The 18,283-nt window shown below is 40.8% G+C and carries 18 protein-coding genes; 13 read left to right on the plus strand and 5 right to left on the minus strand.

All coding sequences use genetic code 11. From position 1 onward, the window contains the following. The first annotated feature begins 425 nt into the window (after positions 1 to 425). The 5 genes from NWQ57_RS21640 (at position 426) to NWQ57_RS21660 (ending at position 5,246) form a co-directional block, all read left to right on the plus strand. On the plus strand, positions 426 to 1,331 hold the full coding sequence (locus NWQ57_RS21640; RefSeq protein ID WP_306024269.1) for a PhnD/SsuA/transferrin family substrate-binding protein: 906 nt from the start codon (positions 426 to 428) through the stop codon (positions 1,329 to 1,331). Beyond that, on the plus strand, positions 1,321 to 2,262 hold the full coding sequence (locus NWQ57_RS21645) for a hypothetical protein (RefSeq protein ID WP_306024270.1): 942 nt from the start codon (positions 1,321 to 1,323) through the stop codon (positions 2,260 to 2,262). Before NWQ57_RS21640 ends, NWQ57_RS21645 begins: the two co-directional genes overlap by 11 nt. 228 nt (positions 2,263 to 2,490) lie before the next feature. Beyond that, the gene (udk, locus tag NWQ57_RS21650; protein WP_306024271.1) at positions 2,491 to 3,114 is read left to right on the plus strand and encodes a uridine kinase; all 624 of its coding nucleotides are present in this window, start codon (positions 2,491 to 2,493) and stop codon (positions 3,112 to 3,114) included. A gap of 47 nt (positions 3,115 to 3,161) precedes the next feature. Next, a complete protein-coding gene (locus tag NWQ57_RS21655; RefSeq protein WP_306024272.1) occupies positions 3,162 to 4,370 on the plus strand; it encodes a NupC/NupG family nucleoside CNT transporter in 1,209 nt (402 codons plus the stop codon). Between the two features lie 36 nt (positions 4,371 to 4,406). Beyond that, the gene (locus NWQ57_RS21660) at positions 4,407 to 5,246 is read left to right on the plus strand and encodes a 2OG-Fe(II) oxygenase family protein (protein WP_306024334.1); all 840 of its coding nucleotides are present in this window, start codon (positions 4,407 to 4,409) and stop codon (positions 5,244 to 5,246) included. A 114-nt stretch (positions 5,247 to 5,360) separates the two neighbouring features. Here the strand turns inward: NWQ57_RS21660 and NWQ57_RS21665 are convergent, their stop codons facing one another. Together NWQ57_RS21665 and NWQ57_RS21670 are read right to left on the minus strand one after the other, a co-directional pair. Next, positions 5,361 to 6,551, minus strand: coding sequence for a tetratricopeptide repeat protein (locus tag NWQ57_RS21665; protein WP_306024273.1), 1,191 nt, complete (start codon positions 6,549 to 6,551; stop codon positions 5,361 to 5,363). A gap of 83 nt (positions 6,552 to 6,634) precedes the next feature. Next, the gene (locus NWQ57_RS21670) at positions 6,635 to 7,720 is read right to left on the minus strand and encodes a tetratricopeptide repeat protein (protein ID WP_306024274.1); all 1,086 of its coding nucleotides are present in this window, start codon (positions 7,718 to 7,720) and stop codon (positions 6,635 to 6,637) included. A gap of 226 nt (positions 7,721 to 7,946) precedes the next feature. On the opposite strand from NWQ57_RS21670, the gene mtnN reads away from it, so the two are divergent. From mtnN to NWQ57_RS21695, 5 genes are all read left to right on the plus strand, one after another. After that, entirely contained in the window at positions 7,947 to 8,651 is a 705-nt protein-coding gene (mtnN, locus tag NWQ57_RS21675; RefSeq protein WP_306024275.1) for a 5'-methylthioadenosine/S-adenosylhomocysteine nucleosidase, read from the plus strand. 16 nt (positions 8,652 to 8,667) lie between these two features. Next, positions 8,668 to 9,627 carry a cobalamin biosynthesis protein gene (locus tag NWQ57_RS21680; protein ID WP_306024276.1) on the plus strand — a complete coding sequence of 320 codons (960 nt, stop codon included), beginning with the start codon at positions 8,668 to 8,670 and terminating at the stop codon, positions 9,625 to 9,627. Between the two features lie 5 nt (positions 9,628 to 9,632). Beyond that, on the plus strand, positions 9,633 to 10,454 hold the full coding sequence (locus NWQ57_RS21685; RefSeq protein ID WP_306024277.1) for a cobalamin-binding protein: 822 nt from the start codon (positions 9,633 to 9,635) through the stop codon (positions 10,452 to 10,454). A gap of 81 nt (positions 10,455 to 10,535) precedes the next feature. Further along, positions 10,536 to 10,964 carry a hypothetical protein gene (locus NWQ57_RS21690; RefSeq protein WP_306024278.1) on the plus strand — a complete coding sequence of 143 codons (429 nt, stop codon included), beginning with the start codon at positions 10,536 to 10,538 and terminating at the stop codon, positions 10,962 to 10,964. 5 nt (positions 10,965 to 10,969) lie between these two features. After that, complete coding sequence (locus NWQ57_RS21695; RefSeq protein ID WP_306024279.1) at positions 10,970 to 11,371, plus strand: DUF2721 domain-containing protein; 402 nt, start codon at positions 10,970 to 10,972, stop codon at positions 11,369 to 11,371. 58 nt (positions 11,372 to 11,429) lie between these two features. Here NWQ57_RS21695 and tyrS read toward each other — a convergent pair whose 3' ends face one another. Next, positions 11,430 to 12,629 carry a tyrosine--tRNA ligase gene (gene tyrS, locus NWQ57_RS21700; RefSeq protein WP_306024280.1) on the minus strand — a complete coding sequence of 400 codons (1,200 nt, stop codon included), beginning with the start codon at positions 12,627 to 12,629 and terminating at the stop codon, positions 11,430 to 11,432. A 211-nt stretch (positions 12,630 to 12,840) separates the two neighbouring features. Between tyrS and NWQ57_RS21705 the strand changes: the two genes are divergently transcribed. From NWQ57_RS21705 to NWQ57_RS21715, 3 genes are read left to right on the plus strand one after another with little or no spacing between them, the layout of a single operon-like run. Further along, entirely contained in the window at positions 12,841 to 14,139 is a 1,299-nt protein-coding gene (locus tag NWQ57_RS21705) for a peptidoglycan DD-metalloendopeptidase family protein (protein WP_306024281.1), read from the plus strand. Positions 14,140 to 14,152: 13 nt separating this feature from the next. After that, positions 14,153 to 15,271 (plus strand): anhydro-N-acetylmuramic acid kinase, encoded by a 1,119-nt coding sequence (locus NWQ57_RS21710; RefSeq protein ID WP_306024282.1) that lies wholly within the window; start codon positions 14,153 to 14,155, stop codon positions 15,269 to 15,271. Further along, a complete protein-coding gene (locus tag NWQ57_RS21715; RefSeq protein ID WP_306024283.1) occupies positions 15,268 to 15,738 on the plus strand; it encodes an Lrp/AsnC family transcriptional regulator in 471 nt (156 codons plus the stop codon). Before NWQ57_RS21710 ends, NWQ57_RS21715 begins: the two co-directional genes overlap by 4 nt. Here the strand turns inward: NWQ57_RS21715 and NWQ57_RS21720 are convergent. Both NWQ57_RS21720 and NWQ57_RS21725 read right to left on the minus strand, forming a co-directional pair. Then, positions 15,735 to 16,862, minus strand: a complete 1,128-nt coding sequence (locus tag NWQ57_RS21720; protein ID WP_306024284.1) for a succinylglutamate desuccinylase/aspartoacylase family protein — start codon at positions 16,860 to 16,862, stop codon at positions 15,735 to 15,737. The genes NWQ57_RS21715 and NWQ57_RS21720 overlap by 4 nt on opposite strands. 37 nt (positions 16,863 to 16,899) lie before the next feature. Next, entirely contained in the window at positions 16,900 to 18,141 is a 1,242-nt protein-coding gene (locus tag NWQ57_RS21725; RefSeq protein WP_306024285.1) for an EAL and HDOD domain-containing protein, read from the minus strand. Positions 18,142 to 18,283: the final 142 nt, after the last annotated feature.

Here is an 18,283-nt window from a genome sequence, read left to right on the forward strand (position 1 = left end):
ACTGCAATCGCGATGCGATTGAGTTTTGTGTTTCTTAACATTGTGTGCTTCCTAAGTGTTGTGGTTATCTTATTAGTTTAAGTGCTGCGTATTATTTGTTGTTTTTATTTCATTTATATTACTTTGCTGGTCAACAAACAACCAGTAGTACCCAATCAGCGAAAAAACTTTTATTCGTCATTAAACACTTACGGAACTTATCTACAAAATTCGGACCGAAGGATTGGCTTGTTTACGACGATTCAAATTTTCTCACAGCTAGTCTGCAGATCCCACGCTAAATAAAAACTATTTATTGATATTCATAACTACTTATCAATAGTCTTTATTTATCAAACAATTAGCCATCTTAAATAAACTTATCTATTGCAATAAGTAAGACTAAATGGTCAAATTATCTTAACTGGTAAAAACATAAAAAAGTCATGCCGTTTAAAATAGTTTATCTAAGCAAAAACAGTTTGTTACTTGTGACCATATTTTTAACCTTGCTAAGTGGTTATATGGGTTACCTGAATAAAGAAAAAATAATTGTTGAAATACCCAATTTAATTACTGAATCACTGTCCTGTAAGACCCAATCCTCTACAAATAACGAAAAGTTCGAAGCATTTATTACCGATCAACCCATGGCACAGCAATTATTAACCAACCTTTGCACTAACCCCGTCATTAACCGGCAGTACGGTAAAGTTGAGGTTCATTGGAGCCACAACGAGCAAGAAATCTCTCAATACGTAGGTAAAGGCATCGCCAATTTAGCCTTGGTAAAAGAAAACGTCATGCAGGCTTTTGCGACGCAAGTTACGCACGGTTATAAAATTATTGCTCAATATAAAGACTACTCGGCGTACTTCTTTTCATTGAAAGAAAAGCCTCTTTTAACTAAAGAGTACCTATGGGGCAAAAGACTGGGGCTACTAGACTATCCAAGTAGCCGCTCAGGTCACATTGTACCAAAAAGATTGCTGACAGAGTTAGGCATCGGCGATAACAATATGCAAATCACTTACGTAAAATCCCATGAGGCGCTAAGAGAATTATTAGCAGCAGGAAAGGTAGATATCATTTCAAGTTTTTGGCAAGAGCAAGACAAAGAGCGTTTTTCGGCTAACTATATCACGCCAATCGAAACCCAAGTGAGTGGCAGCAAATGGTATTTAAAAATGGAGACCAACAATACCGATTTACTGTGCGCGCTACAGCAATCCTTATTTGAGCTATCTAACGAAATACATTCGCAATATTACAGTACCTTAAAGCTCGACTCGTATGGCTGCAATACGACCACTGATGCTCAACCTGTGGAGCATAGTAACGATGAACCGTAAGCTATCACTATCTTTATTGTTTTTGGCTCTTTGGCTGCTATTTCAAACGGCTTTTACCCTAGGTCAGCTTTATCAAAATAAATTAAACAATGAGCGATTTATTGCCAGCATTGAAACTCGGGTGGCTTTAGATCTGTCTCGACTGAAATTAGCCAACGAAAAGTTTCGCACCGCTGCTGATCCTGATTCGATAGAACAATATATGGCACAAATGAACGAGAATTTAGCACGGCTTAATTCTTCTGCTCTAATCGTTAGTTTGCAAAATATAGACTTAGCGACCTTAGAACCATCTAATAATGTGCAAAAACGTGTGTTAAAAAGTCCTGAACAAAGCGTTGAAATTGCGATTCAATTATTGCCGATCAATTGGCGGGACGGTTTGACCCTTATCGCACCTCTCTTTGCCTTAATGATTGCAGGTTGGCGTTATCTCACCCCGCCCGCTAAAAGAAGTAGATACAGATTGCCACAAAACACATCTCCTGAACTCGAAGCTGAAATTCAAAAACTCATTATCAATCTCAAAGATAAATCTATTCAATTCGGTTCAGACGGCCCTGCTATTTTGCTACCCAATAAACCATTTTGTTTTTATGCAGCACTTGTGGATTATTGTATTCAAACGGATGCGCCAAATCTAAAACACAATATTGACGTTCCAAATGAACTTATATTGATCGCTAACAAGTATTTTTATCGCTTAATTGAATTGGGTCACACAAAGCGTAAAAGACCTGACTTTGGCGCAAACTTAGACAAAACCTTAAGTGAAATCCGCTCGGCCCTAGACGAAGCTTTTAAACATAATTCAGATATGAAAGACTTATTTTATCCGCCCAAAGCCCAAGGAGAGGGGTCGCGCTCAAAAATGCATAACTACGCTATTACGAATGATCATCCGGAATTAGTAGAGTTTATTGGTAAGTAGCCTTAAGCAGAGTAACTCAACATTTTTACACTTTATCCACTCGTCTTTTCTTGACCAAATGGTCCATTAATCGTAATGTGACTTTCAGAGGTCACCTGAAACCACTGAGACGTATTTAAAATTCAATTTAATGCGCCTTATTGCAGCATAATTTCTACTCTTAAACTGACTTTTATGCCGTTCACTGGTATCTTTCGTGCAATTTCTAAATTTACATTTTGGAGTGGTATGTCTACCCCTTTAGTTATTGCAATATCAGGCGCTTCAGGCTCTGGAAAATCGTTATTTACAGAAAATTTACTCAAAGAATTTTCGGAAGAAGGCAAACAAGTGCAGATCTTGCGTGAAGATCATTACTATCGTGCACAAGATCATTTGCCCATGGCGGAGCGTGAAAAGAATAACTACGATCACCCAAAAGCCTTCGAACATGAGTTATTAGTTGAGCATTTGAAAGCCTTAAAGTTGTGGCAACCTATTCAGTATCCACACTACTGCTATAAGACCCACACTCGTTTGCAGGAAACGGAAACACTTATATCGGCCCCAGTAATTATTATTGAAGGCATTATGTTGTTAGCAAGCCCACCCCTGCTTGAGTTGTTTGATATAAAGATATTTGTCGATACCCCACTAGACATCTGCTTACTGCGCAGAATGAAACGGGATATTGCAGAAAGAGGCAGAACATTAGATTCAGTAGCTAAACAATATGAATCAACGGTTAAACCCATGTACCACCAATTTATCGCTCCAAGTCGATTCACTGCTGATGTGATTGTGACTCAGGGTGGTAAAAATAGAATTGCTTTGGATGTCATAAAATCTCACATCCAACAAAGCTTGTTATAAACACAATAAAAATAAACCTAAAATTAGAATTATAAAAAGGACCCCTAATGATCAGCTTAATCGGTGTTGCACTACTCCTCCTTATTGCGTATTTGCTATCAGCACATCGCAAATCGATTAATTGGCGCACAGTAGGTGGAGCATTTGCAATCCAAGCAGTCATTGGGGCCTTTGTTCTTTATTTCCCGCCTGGTATAAAGATGCTACTCGCACTCACTGAGTACGTGAAAAACATCCTCGCCTACAGTCAAGAAGGCATCAACTTTATCTTTGGCCCTGTTGGTAATAAATCGTTGGGATTTATATTTGCCTTTAATGTACTGCCCGTTATCGTATTTTTCTCTTCCTTAATTACCGTTTTATATCATTTAGGCATTATGTCGTGGGTGATAAGATTGATTGGCGGCTTTTTACAATTTGCCCTTAAAACCAGTCGTCCTGAATCAATGTCTGCTGCAGCAAACATCTTTGTTGGACAAACAGAAGCACCTCTCGTGGTTAAACCTTTTATTCCCCATATGACTAAGTCTGAGCTGTTTGCCATCATGGTAGGGGGGTTAGCCTCTATTGCGGGATCTGTTATGGCGGGATACGCTGGCATGGGCGTTGAAATCAAATATTTGTTGGCCGCTAGCTTTATGGCAGCTCCCGGTGGATTATTAATGGCTAAAATAATTATGCCTGAAACAAAGCAGTTCAAAAATGAATTGACCGAGTTAGAAGGTAAAGATGAGAAATACGCCAATATTTTTGATGCAGCTGCCAGTGGCGCGGCATCAGGTATGAATTTAGCTCTAAATGTCGGGGCAATGTTATTGGCGTTTATCGCTTTAATTGCCTTGTTAAACGGGATCATTGGTTGGGCCGGCGGCTTATTTGGTATGGATGACCTTACCTTTCAAGTTATTTTGGGCTATGTCTTTCAACCCATCGCTTGGGCCTTAGGTGTTCCATGGGACGAAGCCAATATTGCAGGCAGCTTTATCGGGCAAAAAATGGTGGTGAACGAGTTTGTCGCTTACTTAGACTTTTTAAAGTACCAGGCTGATTTGTCGCCGCAAACTCAAGCGATTGTCATCTTTGCACTATGCGGTTTTGCCAACTTTTCGTCCATCGCCATTTTAATGGGGGGCATAGGAGCCTTGGCGCCAACCCGCCGTAAAGAGATAGCTCAACTCGGATTAAAAGCAGTATTAGCGGCCACCTTAGCAAATTTAATGAGCGCCGCCCTAGCCGGACTTTTCTTAAGTTTGTAAACATTTAGACATTTGAACAACAGGTAACGAAATATGTTGGAACTAGTAGCAATAGATTATAGAGACCCTGACGCAGATAAAAAATTTGTTGAATCACTGCATCAAACAGGGTTCGGGGTGTTGAAAAACCACCCTATTGAGCAACAAATGGTGTCACAAATTTATAAAGACTGGCAGGCATTTTTTAATAGTGAAGAAAAACACAATTTTGCCTACGACAAAGCAACCCATGATGGTTTTTTTTCAACCCAAGTATCAGAAACAGCTAAGGGCTTTAAGAAAAAAGACATCAAAGAGTATTTTCATTATTACCCTTGGGGTAGATGCCCTGAAGCATTGAAGCAACAAGCGGTCGATTACTATAAAGCGGCAACTGACCTTGCATCAGAATTGCTATCTTGGGTTGAGAAATACTCACCGGAAACGGTCTCTGCGCTTTATTCACAGTCACTGTCTTCTATGGCTGAAAATAGCGAACAAACCTTATTACGTATTTTACACTACCCACCGCTAACTGGCTCAGAAGAACCTGATGCCATTAGAGCTGCTGCGCACGAAGACATTAACTTGCTTACTATCTTGCCTGCAGCTAATGAGCCTGGATTGCAAGTGAAGGGAACGGGCGATAGCTGGATTGATGTTCCATGTGATTTTGGTAACTTAATTGTAAACATCGGAGACATGTTACAAGAAGCATCAGGCGGGTATTTCCCGTCCACAACCCACCGAGTGATTAACCCTGAGGGAAGCGATCAAAGCAAATCGCGTATTTCTTTACCGCTATTTTTGCATCCTAATCCACAGGTTGTTTTGTCCGAGAGACATACGGCGAAAAGCTATTTACAAGAAAGATTGCGAGAGCTTGGAGTAGCATAAGTAATAATACGACGATAACGCCGACATTTGCTTCGTCGGCGTTATCGTTTATCAGTACATATTAATAAGCAAGTAAACAACTCAACTTAACGCATCCACAGCCAAATTTGGATGTTAGTGCAAAATAGAGTTTTCATTGAATTCAGTTAAAAAACGTAATTTACTTTCATAACGTCTCTCGTCATTGACACTAACGGAAAAATCTTTGGCCAATTGCAAATAGTGCTCAGTTAGGTCCAACTCGCCTAATTCAAAATAGACTTGCGCCAAACCAAAATACACTTCATGTCTTTTTCGATCTAATGCCATCGCGTCTTTGAAATAACTTATCGCCTCTTTGTAATCGCCAGATTCAAGTTTTTGTTCGCCTAAGTTAATGTAAAAATAGGGATTGCTCGCGCGTTTTTCCTCTACCTTAGCGAGTATCCTATTGGCTTGCTCTTCTCGCCCAGAAGAAAGATACAAATAAGACAGATTTTCCCAGGCCGTTAAATTATCTGGATTAAGATCTAGGGCATACCGATAGCTCTCTTCTGCTTGTTTTATATAGCCTTTTAAACGGTATAAAAAGCCCAGATTACCAGCGGTCGACTCAAATGATTCATCCACTAACAAGGCTTTGCGAAAATAGGCATACGCTTCGTCTAATCGGTCATTAATCAGAGCATCAGCGCCTTTATTATTGTAAAACATCGCCATTACAGTGGACTTACTAAGCAGACGTTTTTTAAAATGATTACGAGAAGAAAGTGGGTCAAAGTCCACTAAGAAACCTTTGTTAACAAAAGGATGTTCCGTTTGCGCTGACTTCGGCGATAGACGCAAATTTATGTGTCCATTGAGCATGCTAAATCCTTGGTTGCGCGTCCAGTATTCAGGAATATCGATATCTTGAAACTGCGCCTTAAACCCCGCCTCTTCTGCCAAAGCATAAGTCATGATGGATAAAGAAAGGCAGTTTGCCGCTTTTAATGTAAATGTATCATTGGCCACAGTGTTTGCGTTACCGTCGTACAGAATGTTAAAGTCGGCACGGTCAAATAAGGCGTAAACTAAGGCCTTTATCTGCTCTAAAGGCTCTTGTTGCTCACTGGTAGCACGTTTAACAAAAGCCTTCGCTTCCTCTTCTAATTTAAAAATATCTGTTTCACTTTCAATGATAATTTGATCTGAATGAGTGAAGCCTTCATCATACAAAATAGTATGCACATCAAGCGGGGCACGACTGACAGATTGACAAGCGGTTAACAAAACAGCAAAGCTAAAATGTATCAAATAGAAACTAGCGCGGTTAATAGACGCCATAACAACCCCCTTCTGAACAAAGCCAAAAATCTAGTATCGAAACAGCTTATTAGCGAATGTACTCGTCGCAAGAAACCGCTCACTCAACTTGTTGTTGCTGACAACATCTGACGGCGTAAAAACTCAATTTTAGCAGCGTAGACATTGGCCTCTTCCTGATAACGTGACTTTTGATAAGCTAATTGTAAAAAGTGCTCACTGCGCTTCAACTTACCCAATTCGTAATATGTTTTGGCTAAACCAAAAAATACTTCGTGCAAAGTTTTGTCGAGGGACAGGGCTTTTCTATAGTGGTCAAGGGCAGAATCCCAATTGTGTTTTTCAAACGCGGTCTCTCCCAAACTTAGGTGGTAGAAAGGATTATTTGCACGCTTGCGCTCTAAGCGAGTGAGTATTTCGGCTGCTTTTTCTTCTTGTTGAACATGTTTATACAATAAAGCCAAATTTTGCCAGACAGTTAAATTGTTCGTATCAATATGTAAAGCTAATTGATAAGCCTTTTCAGCCTTTGCATAGTGACCGTTCAGACGATATAAGTAGCCTAAATTTGCCAGTAAATGCGCCTGTCTGGGATCAGCCAAGTAACTCGCGCGAAAATAAGCATAAGCCCTTAAATCGTCTCGGCGCAGCAGCGCATCACTGCCCTTATTGTTGTAAAACAGCGCGATCACCTGCGACTCACTGAGCAAGCTTCGTTTATCGTGCTTTCGCGTTGCTTGCGCATCAAAATCCACTTCAAATCCTTGCCTAGTTAACTCCACATAGGCTCTGTTTTGTTTGGGCACTATTTGCAAATTGATGTGTGAGTTAAGAATACGCTGCCCCTCTCTGCGGGTCCAATATTCAGGAATTTCAACATGCTGAAAGCGCGCACCAAAGCCAAGGTGACGAGCCAAGGCGTAGGTCATGATGGACAAAGATAGACAATTTGCCGCCCTATTTTCAAAAGTCGTCTGGGCTACAGTATTGGCATCAGCTCGATACAACAGATTAAAATCAGAATGATCGAAAATAGCGCGAACCATCGATTTAATCTGCTCTTGAGGGTTAGGAATATTTTTTACAGATTGTTTTGCAAATCCTTTTGCATCATCAGCTAGAAAAAAAATCTCATCGGGACTTTCAATTTTTATTTTTTCAAAATGTAAATATTTGTCATCGACTAACACAACGCTCGCTTGTGTAAATTGAGGGCTTATTGAAGCGCACCCAGACAGCAAGATAAGTAATAAAACACATAGCGCTATACGCATAATAACTGGCCCGTTAAGTGCGCTCCTTAACCAGCAGTTTTACTCCCAAAACGGGCCGGCAAAATGGCGCATGACATATGGTTTATAAAAATGTCGTTTCGTAATAAACTAAGGTCAAACAAATTTGACTCATTGAGTGTAGATGAAAATTGCAATTCTTGGTGCGATGGATGAAGAAATCAGTCTTTTACGCGCTTCACTAACAAACGTTACTGAAAGAAAAATAGCCCATTTGACGGTATATTTTGGTGAGCTTAACAATACCGAAGTTGCCTTAGTAAAATGCGGAATTGGAAAAGTTGCGGCTGCGGTTTCGACCACCTTATTGGTGATGAACTTTCAACCAGACTATGTGATTAATACTGGCTCTGCTGGCGGCTTTTCCAAAGAGAGAGTGATTGGAGATATCGTTATTGCAACTGAGTTACGCCACTATGATGCGGATCTGACTTTTTTTGGTTACGAGTTAGGACAATGTGCGGGCATGCCTGCTAAATATGAATGTGACACAAAGCTAATTACTTGTGCACAACAAGCAATGCAAAGCTTAGATCACATTGGATATGAATTGGGTTTGATCTGTTCAGGCGATTCTTTTGTGGGCAGCGATGAAGGAGCCGAGAAAATTCGACAAAATTTCCCCTCTATTAGTGCCGTGGAAATGGAAGGTGTGGCAATTGGCCAAACTTGTCATTTGTTGAATGTACCTTTTCTTGTCATTCGCTCATTGTCTGATATTGCAGGTGTCACCTCAACGGTGTCTTTCCAAACCTATTTGGAAACTGCCGGCAAACACTCAGCACAAATTGTAATGCAAACCCTTGCTTTACTGGCTAAGCAAAACTAATAGAATGATATCTTGATTGAATTTATTAATTGATCAATTTGGCAGCATTAACTTGCTGCCTTTGTATTCCGTTTTAATTGTGGTTTTAATAGAAAGACACCTTAGATTAGCGGATAAATTTCACCCCTTAACCTTTGCTAAACTTGTTGCTTTGCGTGTAGCATATAAAGTTCATAGTAAAAATCCTGGCACACCCTTACAGCAGATGATAGCAGGCACACTAGCTCCTATTGTGCTACTTTCCCCATTTATGCTTTTGCTAGCTGTACTCATTTATTTATCAGAATACCCCATCTTTTTTGATAGCTTATTACTACTGCTTGCGCTGAGATTTACGCCGGTAATGATGAGGATTAAAAAAGTTGAACGCTGCCTAAAAACCAACAAGAAAACCTTGGCCAAACAACATTTACAGACATTGGTGTTAAGAGAAACCGCACAACTCTCTCCCTTTGGCATAGCAAAAGCAGCCATTGAATCCTTAATGTTGAGATTTGCAGCGCAATTTTGCTGCGTCATTGTTTTATATTTAGTTGGAGGCGGCTTGTTGGCACTCAGTTATCGCCTGCTATTTGAGTTTTCACAATGCTGGCATACTAAACAAGGTAGTTATGCTTATTTTGGCAAACCCATTCGCTTGTGCTTGGCCCTTATTCTATGGCTACCAGCCAGAATTACAGCCCTGTGCTTCATTATAGGGCAAAACATTTCACAAGGGCTCAGAGCGCTCACTCAAGGCAAAAACCTATTATGCAGCCGTTATTTTGTTTTAAGCTTGCAAGGCGCCGCCCTAGGTGTTGAACTCGGTGGTCCAGTATTTTATGGTGATAATAAAGTTCGATTAGCAAAATGTGGAGGCACACGCCCCATCGCCTTAGAGGATATAAACAGAGCACTTAATGGGATTAAAAAAGCCCAATGGGTTTTTCTGACCTTGTGTTTTATCGCTTGCCTGTTACTCAATATAGGGACTTAGCCGCATTGTTTACTATTAAAAAGAATGCTTTGTCATTCATTATCATCATAAGTGCCATGTTTCACTTTTCTGTACAAGCTACTGCGCAACGAATAATAAGTTTAGCGCCACATACTACTGAATTAATTTACGCACTTGGCATGGGAGAGCATCTCGTTGGGGTGAGTGATTACAGTAATTATCCGCCTCAAGCAGAACAACTCCCCTCTGTAGCAAACTACAATGGCCTCGACTTTGAAGCCATTATGCAACTTAAGCCTGATTTAATAGTGGCTTGGCAAGGCGGTAATAAGCCTCAAGATATTGCCCGCTTGAGTTCGTTAGGCTTTAGCGTTTATTCATCAGCGCCTCAATCCCCAGATGATATCAGTAAAGACATTGTGAAATTAGGTGAAACACTGGGACGGAGTGAGCAGGCTTTAATATTAGCTAATCAGTTTCAGGCTGAACTCGACCAGTTAAAGCAGCGTTATCTAACGCAAGCTAAAATCCGAGTTTTTTACTACATGTGGACCGCACCATTGATGACAATAGGAGCTGACGCTTGGGCGACTAAGTTACTTGATATTTGCGGAGCGACTCAAATATTTAACGATTCCATGGTTGCCTATCCTGAAGTCAGTAAAGAACAGGTCATATCACGTCAGCCCACCCTGTTAATTGCCGCGATGAAAATTAAAGAGTTAGATGCCCAACAATTCTGGCAGCCAACACATTCGTTGTTAAAGGCACCTGTTGTTGTGGTTAATCCTGATGAACTTCATCGATTTACGCCACGATTAATCAATGGGTTAACTTCCATGTGCAAACAAATAAATGGTTTCTAAATAGAAATCTGTGCTATTTATCAATGGAGTGATTAAATTCAATTAGCATGACAACGCTAGCAATTTGAAACTGGAGGCTTTATGCGAGGTAATCTCAGTTATCATGATAAGTTTGGCCAATACTCTATGTGGATCGAAGGTAAAATTTTGTTTTGTATTGTCCATGGCGCAATTGGCGAAACCGTCGCGAAACATTTTCATCTTCATTTTTGTCAATTGGCCGATAAATTAGCGCCAAACCCTTGGGCCTATTGTGCCGACTTGTCCGCCTGTGAAGGCTATACTCCAGAAGCGGCAAATCGAGTAAAAGCATCGCACCAATATGGTATTAGTCGGGGTTGCATCGTTGATGCTTACCAAATTTCATCGCCATTACTGATAAATCAGTCACAGAAATTCCGCGAGGCACTTGGCCTAGATACGCATATTAATGATAGGATCTTCAGTAATGATAAAAGCTGCATAGCGTTTCTTACTGCTGAGCTGTCAAAAACCCGAGATCATATTTGAGCCAAATGAATATTACCCTAACCACACCAGCTATGTTATTTCCTGCAATATCCTTGCTACTTCTTGCCTACACCAACCGTTTTTTAACCTTGGCATCGGTGATCAGAAACTTTGATTTAAGCCATCAAACCGACAATGCTCAAGCGCAAATTGCTAATTTACGCTCTCGTATTTTATTGATTAAACGTATGCAAGAAGCTGGTGCCGGTAGTTTCTTTTTGTGTGTTTTGTCGATGTTAGCGGTTTATGCAGACTATCAAGCGATTGGAAGCTCAATTTTTGCCTTTAGCTTAGTTTTGTTGCTGTATTCGCTTTGGCTCTCGGTAAGAGAAATTAGGATATCGGTAGAGGCTTTAGACATGCATTTAAGTTATGTAAATATTCCCATCGGGAAAAAATCAAAATAACTCTTTGTTTTGGGTCTAGTCGTAATAACTAGACCCAAAACCACATTAATAAGCTAAATTAGCTAAGCGTTACCCGAGCGAATTTGCGTTTACCCACTTGGAAAACATACTCAGCAGCATCTTGATAAACCAATTTGCTATCTTGCACTTTTTCACCGTCTTGTTTTACTGCGCCTTGTTTGATCATTCGCATAGCTTCAGACGTGGAAGCAACCAATCCAGCGTCTTTTAATAGATTAGCGACCGGCAAACCAGCAGTACCAAGAGCAAGAGTAAACTCAGGCATTTCATCTGGAATAACATTTTTTTGGAAACGTTGAACAAATTCTTCATGAGCCGATTCGGCGTCAGTGTCAGAATGGAAACGAGCGATAATTTCTTTCGCTAGCGCGATTTTATAATCTCTTGGGTTGCTACCCCCAGCAACTTCCTGTTTAAACTCATTGATGGTGTCTTTGGGCAAAAAACTAAGTAAGTCATAATAACGCCACATCAAGTCATCAGAGATTGACATGATTTTTCCGAACATATCATTAGGCGCATCGGTAATACCGATATAATTACCCAAAGATTTAGACATTTTTTGCACACCATCAAGCCCTTCCAACAAGGGCATCATTAATACTGTTTGCTGACGCTGCCCTTCTGATTTTTGTAGTTCGCGGCCCATCAATAAATTAAAACGTTGGTCGGTACCACCTAATTCGACATCGGCCTTAAGTGCTACAGAGTCCCACCCTTGAACTAATGGATATAAAAATTCATGAATAGCAATGGGCTGATTATTAGCATATCGCTTTTTAAAATCGTCACGCTCTAACATTCGAGCAACTGTCTGGTTGGCCGCTAACTTTATCATCCCAGCCGCCCCCAGTTGCTCCATCCATTCTGAGTTAAAGCGAATGGTTGTTAATTTAGGATCCAGAATTTTGAAAACTTGCTCTTTATACGTTTCAGCATTTGCCAACACATCTTCCTTGGTTAAGGGCTTGCGTGTCACATTTTTGCCAGTTGGATCACCGATCATCCCAGTAAAATCACCGATTAAAAAGATAACCTCATGACCTAGCTGCTGAAACGTTCGAAGTTTATTAATTAAAACAGTATGTCCTAAATGCAAATCAGGTGCGGTGGGATCAAAGCCTGCTTTTATTTTTAAAGGCTTGCCTTCTTTTAATTTAGCAATAAGCTCATCAAGCAAAAGAATATCATCTGCACCTCGTTGAATTTCCGCTATCGCACTCTGCCAATCAACCATCGTTTACAACCTTGCCATTTCATCGTACTTTAAAATTAGCCGCGCATTTTACGTGTCAACCTTTAGCATTGAAAGGGTTGAAACACTTTTTATGTGTTAATTGCTCAGATACCAACAAAAGATAAACTGTTCAAAAAACAAGCAACACCTAGAAAACAATTTCATTTCAGTATATTCTGCAGGGATTCAGTTAGTTTGAGCAGTATTCTTCGTGGCTAAAATCTCCTTAAAGCACTTACCCAAACCCCACAAATGGACAATTTCAGCCCTTGCTGGTGTGTTGTTAGTTCTCATCCTTTTTCCATCTGACCCTGTCAGCGCTTACAAAAACACGCCAGTTCCTACCTTAGAAATTGGTAAACGTTACGACTTAGCTGTTGATTTTAATAACTTACCTGAGGCGGAAATAAGTGCCTTTGATAATGCGATAGAGCGCAAAACTTATAAAGTAAAAAAGGGCGATAACTTAGCCAAAATATTTAACCGCGCCGGACTTACTCCGCAAGAAACCTATCGAGTATCCAAAGTAGAAGATCACGCCAGTAAGTTACTCAGTTTGATGCCGGGTGAATCATTGGGCTTAGAAATTGATGACGAGGGCAAATTAAAATCTCTTAGTTACATGTATTCTCCTACCGAGACCTTATTACTTGAGATTAACGCCGACAACAGCTTTTCAGGTCATATTGAATCTAAGCAAGTAGAAACCCGCTTAAATTACGCCCAAGGTGAAGTATCTAGCAGTTTTTGGAACGCAGGTATTAAAGCGAACTTAAGTGAAAATCAGATCATGAGCCTAGCTGGTATTTTTGGTTGGGATATCGACTTTGCTTTAGAACTGCGAGCGGGTGATAGCTTTTATGTAATGTATGAAGAACACTTTATTGATGGCGAATACATCGAAAACGGCGACATAGTGGCGGCTCAATTTGTCAATCAAGGTGAAACGTACACCGCAATTCGCCATTCTGATGGTAATTTTTATACGCCTGACGGGCGTAGCTTGCGCAAAAGCTTTTTACGCGCACCTGTGAACTTTAAGTATATTAGTTCAAATTTTAACCCCAACCGTTTTCATCCAATTCAGAAACGCTACAAACCACACAATGGTATCGATTATCGAGCAGCAAAAGGCACGCCCGTAGTGGCTGCCGGCGACGGTAAAGTGATCGAAGCGGGATATAATCGTTTTAACGGAAACTATGTGTTTATCCAACATGGTGAAAACTATACGACCAAATACTTACACTTTTCTAAATCTGCTGTAAAAAATGGCGCAAAGGTCAAACAAGGCCAAGTGATTGGTTATGTGGGCGCAACAGGGATGGCAGAAGCGCCTCACTTACATTACGAATTTTTAGTCGATGGTGTACATCGTAACCCTCGCACAGTAGCCTTACCCAAGGCACAGCCAATTGATAAAGCAGAAGCTAAAGCTTTTGCAAGTATCTCTGCACAAAGACTGACGCAGCTAAATAATAATAAACGTATTATGTTGGCGATGAACTAACAGGAGAGAGTTTGTGTCGCAGTTGTATGTTGGCCTTATGTCAGGCACCAGTATGGACGGTGTTGATGTGGCTTTGGTGGATTTCTCTGGCCTTCATCCTCACCTCCTAGATTGCCAAACATTTCCTTATCCTAAACCGTTGCTGGAGGAGCTCCATCAACTTTGTGGCTCAAGTAGTGACGAAATAGTCTTAATGGGGCATGCTGATAGGGCGATTGCAGAAGTCTTTGCTCAGGCGAGTCTGCAAGTCCTCAGAGACAACTATATTCGTCCTGATCAAGTTACAGCCATTGGCTCCCACGGCCAAACTATTCGTCACTTCCCAGCAGGAAACCATGGTTTTAGCTTACAAATTGGCGATCCTAATACTTTAGCCGTAATAACCGGTATCGATGTTATTGCTGATTTTCGGCGTAAAGACATTGCGCTTGGCGGACAAGGCGCCCCACTCGTTCCTGCATTCCACAAAGCAGTTTTTGCTCATCCTAAGCAATCTCGCATCGTCATTAATATTGGCGGCATCGCTAACCTTACCTATTTACCTAAAGATGGCTTGGGCAAGGTATTAGGCTACGATACCGGACCAGGCAATACCCTGATGGACTTATGGTGTAATAAACACACAGGTCAAGCGTATGACTTTAAAGGTGAATGGGCAGCACAAAGTACGGTCTCAGGCAGTTTGTTAGACAGCTTGAGTAAACATGACTATTTTTCACTTTCGCCACCTAAAAGTACTGGCCGAGAATTGTTCAACTTGCCTTGGTTAGAGCAACACATTTCAAAGAGTGCTAAAACCTATAGCCCACAAGAGGTGCAAGCCACCCTAGCGATGTTAACAGCGCAAACTATTGCCCAAGAAATATTACGTTTCCCAGATGTTGAGCAAGTTTATGTATGTGGCGGCGGGGCAAAAAACGAATTTTTAATGGAATGTTTAGAGTCGCTGTTACATGAGTGTGAGTTAAGCACTACTGAGTCTTTGGGCATTGATCCAGATGCTGTGGAAGCCATGGCCTTTGCATGGCTAGCTTACGCCCATAAGCATAAGATAGTGGGAAGCCTAGCAAGTGTGACTGGAGCAAGTCGAGATGCTGTGTTAGGCACATTTTGCCCGGGCCACGAGTCATGAATCAGCGCCGCATATTAGACACTACCGATTTAGCTATTTTGGCACTTTTGTATGAAGATGCTCGATTAAATAATAAGGATATCGCCGAACAAGTAGGACTGGCACCTTCGTCGTGTTTGGAGCGTATAAAAAAATTACAAGCAGACAATGTTATTTTAGGCTCAAACCTAGAAGTAAACTTGCAACTGCTTGGCGGTAATATTCAAGCGATGATTTCTGTTAAGCTATCTGATCACAATCGCGCTACGGTGGTTAATTTACAGCAAAAGTGGTTAGCCTTACCTGAGGTGTTGAGCCTTTTTCACATGGGCGGCGACATTGATTTTTTTGTTCACGTCAGCGTGGCAGACACCTCACATCTGCGGGACTTTGTATTTAATCAAATCACTGCGTTTAACGAAGTCAGTCATGTCGAAACGGCTCTTGTTTACGAACATACTAAGAGTATCACCTTGCCCAGTGTTTAAGGGCTTGCTTCAAGTTCGAAAAACTCAGTAAAGCATTTATATAACTGAGTACCGCTCAGCACTGAAGCTGAAGGAAAATGCAGAATAGCAATCACATCACAAGGTGCAACGATATCAGTTGTAGCGCGCTCATCTTCTAGCGTATCGACATTTAACACCCGCGCTAATACTTGTCCTTTTTTAATGAGTTCACCAGGTTGTGCAAGGTATTCAACTATACCGCCTTGCTGGGTATATAAAATCTTATAATTATTTAAGGTTACAGCAATGCGTCGCATCAATTCAGGTTCAAAGCTATGACTTAAAAAACTTCCTTTAGCACTTAAAAAAGCCATGATACTTTTAGCATCGTATTCGCCATCATTAAAACTAATCACCTCTTGGCTGCCCATTTCTAAGGTAAATGCTTCAACGCCAAAATCGATAGAGGTTTGACGCTTCGCAGACAGTAATTCCTGTAATGTCCACCATGGGCAAAACGTTGCTTCGTCTAAAGCACCAGAGAATACATTAGGGATTAAAATGACATGAGGGATATTAAACGACATAGCTGCTTTTCTAGCATATTCAGGCACATAGATATGACGAGTCGATACAGGTCCATTGTGTAAATCCAACACAAAATCAGCGTCAAATGCCAATTGCTGCAACTTTAAATTTAAACGTTGAGCCAAACCTAGGCCCCACTCCTGCTCAAGTTTTTGTTGAATTTGCTGTTTTATCTGCTGACGAAATTTACATTTAATATCAGGGATAGTCTCATCATTGGTCACCTCCTGAGCAAATTGCTGAACGAGTTTTTCATCAAAAAAATACCCCCTGTTCCAATTCGTCCCGTTGACGGGATCAAATCGTCCAAGGGTGTACTCACCCGCTTTGATATTGGTGCCAACCGGATTACAATTTGGCACTAAGATAATTTCCCCACAAATAGGCAGGGTCTTTAGCCACTGCACCAAATGGTAAATCACCACATTTCCCTGCACTTCAGCGCCATGTATAGAACTTTGGATATACACTTTAGGACCAGGCAGCGTCCCAATAAATCGATAAAGCGGCACGTTCATGTTGCGGCCAGAGGCATTCTGCGCCACAACTAAGTATTCTTTGATAAATTTATTCATGTTTTGGCCTGCTCACCATCAGGTGATCTGAAGGCGTTTACGCTTTGCTTTCGGGAAAGTGTGGCGATATGGATTTTCTGACACCGTTGCCCCAGACTATCGCTTCATTGAACAAGCTATGTAAACGTTTTTGGTCAATTTCTAGTATTTTGGCAATACGAATGACCTTCAGCCAATTACCGCTTTCAAAAGCTTTGACCAATAGTAGATACATCGACAAGTCATTTTGACCACCACACAGAGCCACTTTGACGTCTTCAACCAAGGGCAATTTATCAACCAATACCTTCATTTCCTGATTAAGTAAGGCATCCAATAACGAAAATAACCCCACTAAAAAACCCAGAGGCGGGTTAGATCCCAGTTTTTTCTCTGTGCCCACAAGATCACAGAATTTTGCCCTGACTAATGACAAGTGAATGAGCTCACTTGGTTTATCGCTACTCAAATTAGCAATGGCTAACAAAGCGATAAACTTCTTAATCTCGACTTCGCCCATGTAATTTAATGCATGGCGTAAAGACGTAATTTTATATCGCTTATTAATTGTCGGATTATTAATAAACCGCAATAACATGTATGACAAACCAACATCGTGTTCTATCACACTGTTGATACTATCAATATCAAATGAGGCGCTTGAACTTGCCCCCATAAGCTCCACTAACGTTAGCTGAGAGGTAGGAATGTTCTTCTGAGCAATGGCTTCTGGTCTGGCAAAGAAATAGCCCTGAAAATAATCAAAACCCATCTCGCGATAAATAGCAAAATCCTGTTGCGTCTCTATTTTTTCTGCAATCAGTTGTACGCCGGAGTCTTTATATAAACTGAGCGTTTTGGCCACGCCCTCATAATCATCTTTAACTGTGTTCACTTTAACCATATCGATATATGGCACAAAGTCGCCCCACTTTTGGTCAAGTCGGTGGCCTTCAACAGCTAACTTAAAACCCATGTTTTTTACATGTTTGCAAACCGATAACAGGGTGTCATGGCTAAAAGCGCCATCATAAATTTCAACAATAACATTTTCGGGATCTAGGGAAGAAGGAAAGCCGTTTAACACGGTTTCTGCTTGGAAATTGATGAACGATTTTTTACTGCATGATATGTCGTCAAGGCCTAAAGTAAGATAATTTCTGGCAATTAGCTGGGCTGTAGCTTCATCACGGACAATATCAGGGTAGCAGTTATTCTTCCCATCGCGAAAAAATAGCTCGTAAGCAAAAACTTCTTTTTCTCTATCTAAAACAGGTTGCCGGGCGATAAACGCAAACATGAATATCCTATGAAATAGTTATAGTTATTTTAATGTAGACCGATAATCGAATAAGGGTAAAATTTTCCAGAACCGCAACGACTTAACAAGTGAAGAAGTCGCGTAACTTAGTCGACTAAATACACAAACTGACCAATAAACA

It is taken from the genome of Paraglaciecola sp., assembly GCF_030730205.1.
Classification (GTDB): Bacteria; Pseudomonadota; Gammaproteobacteria; order Enterobacterales; family Alteromonadaceae; genus Paraglaciecola.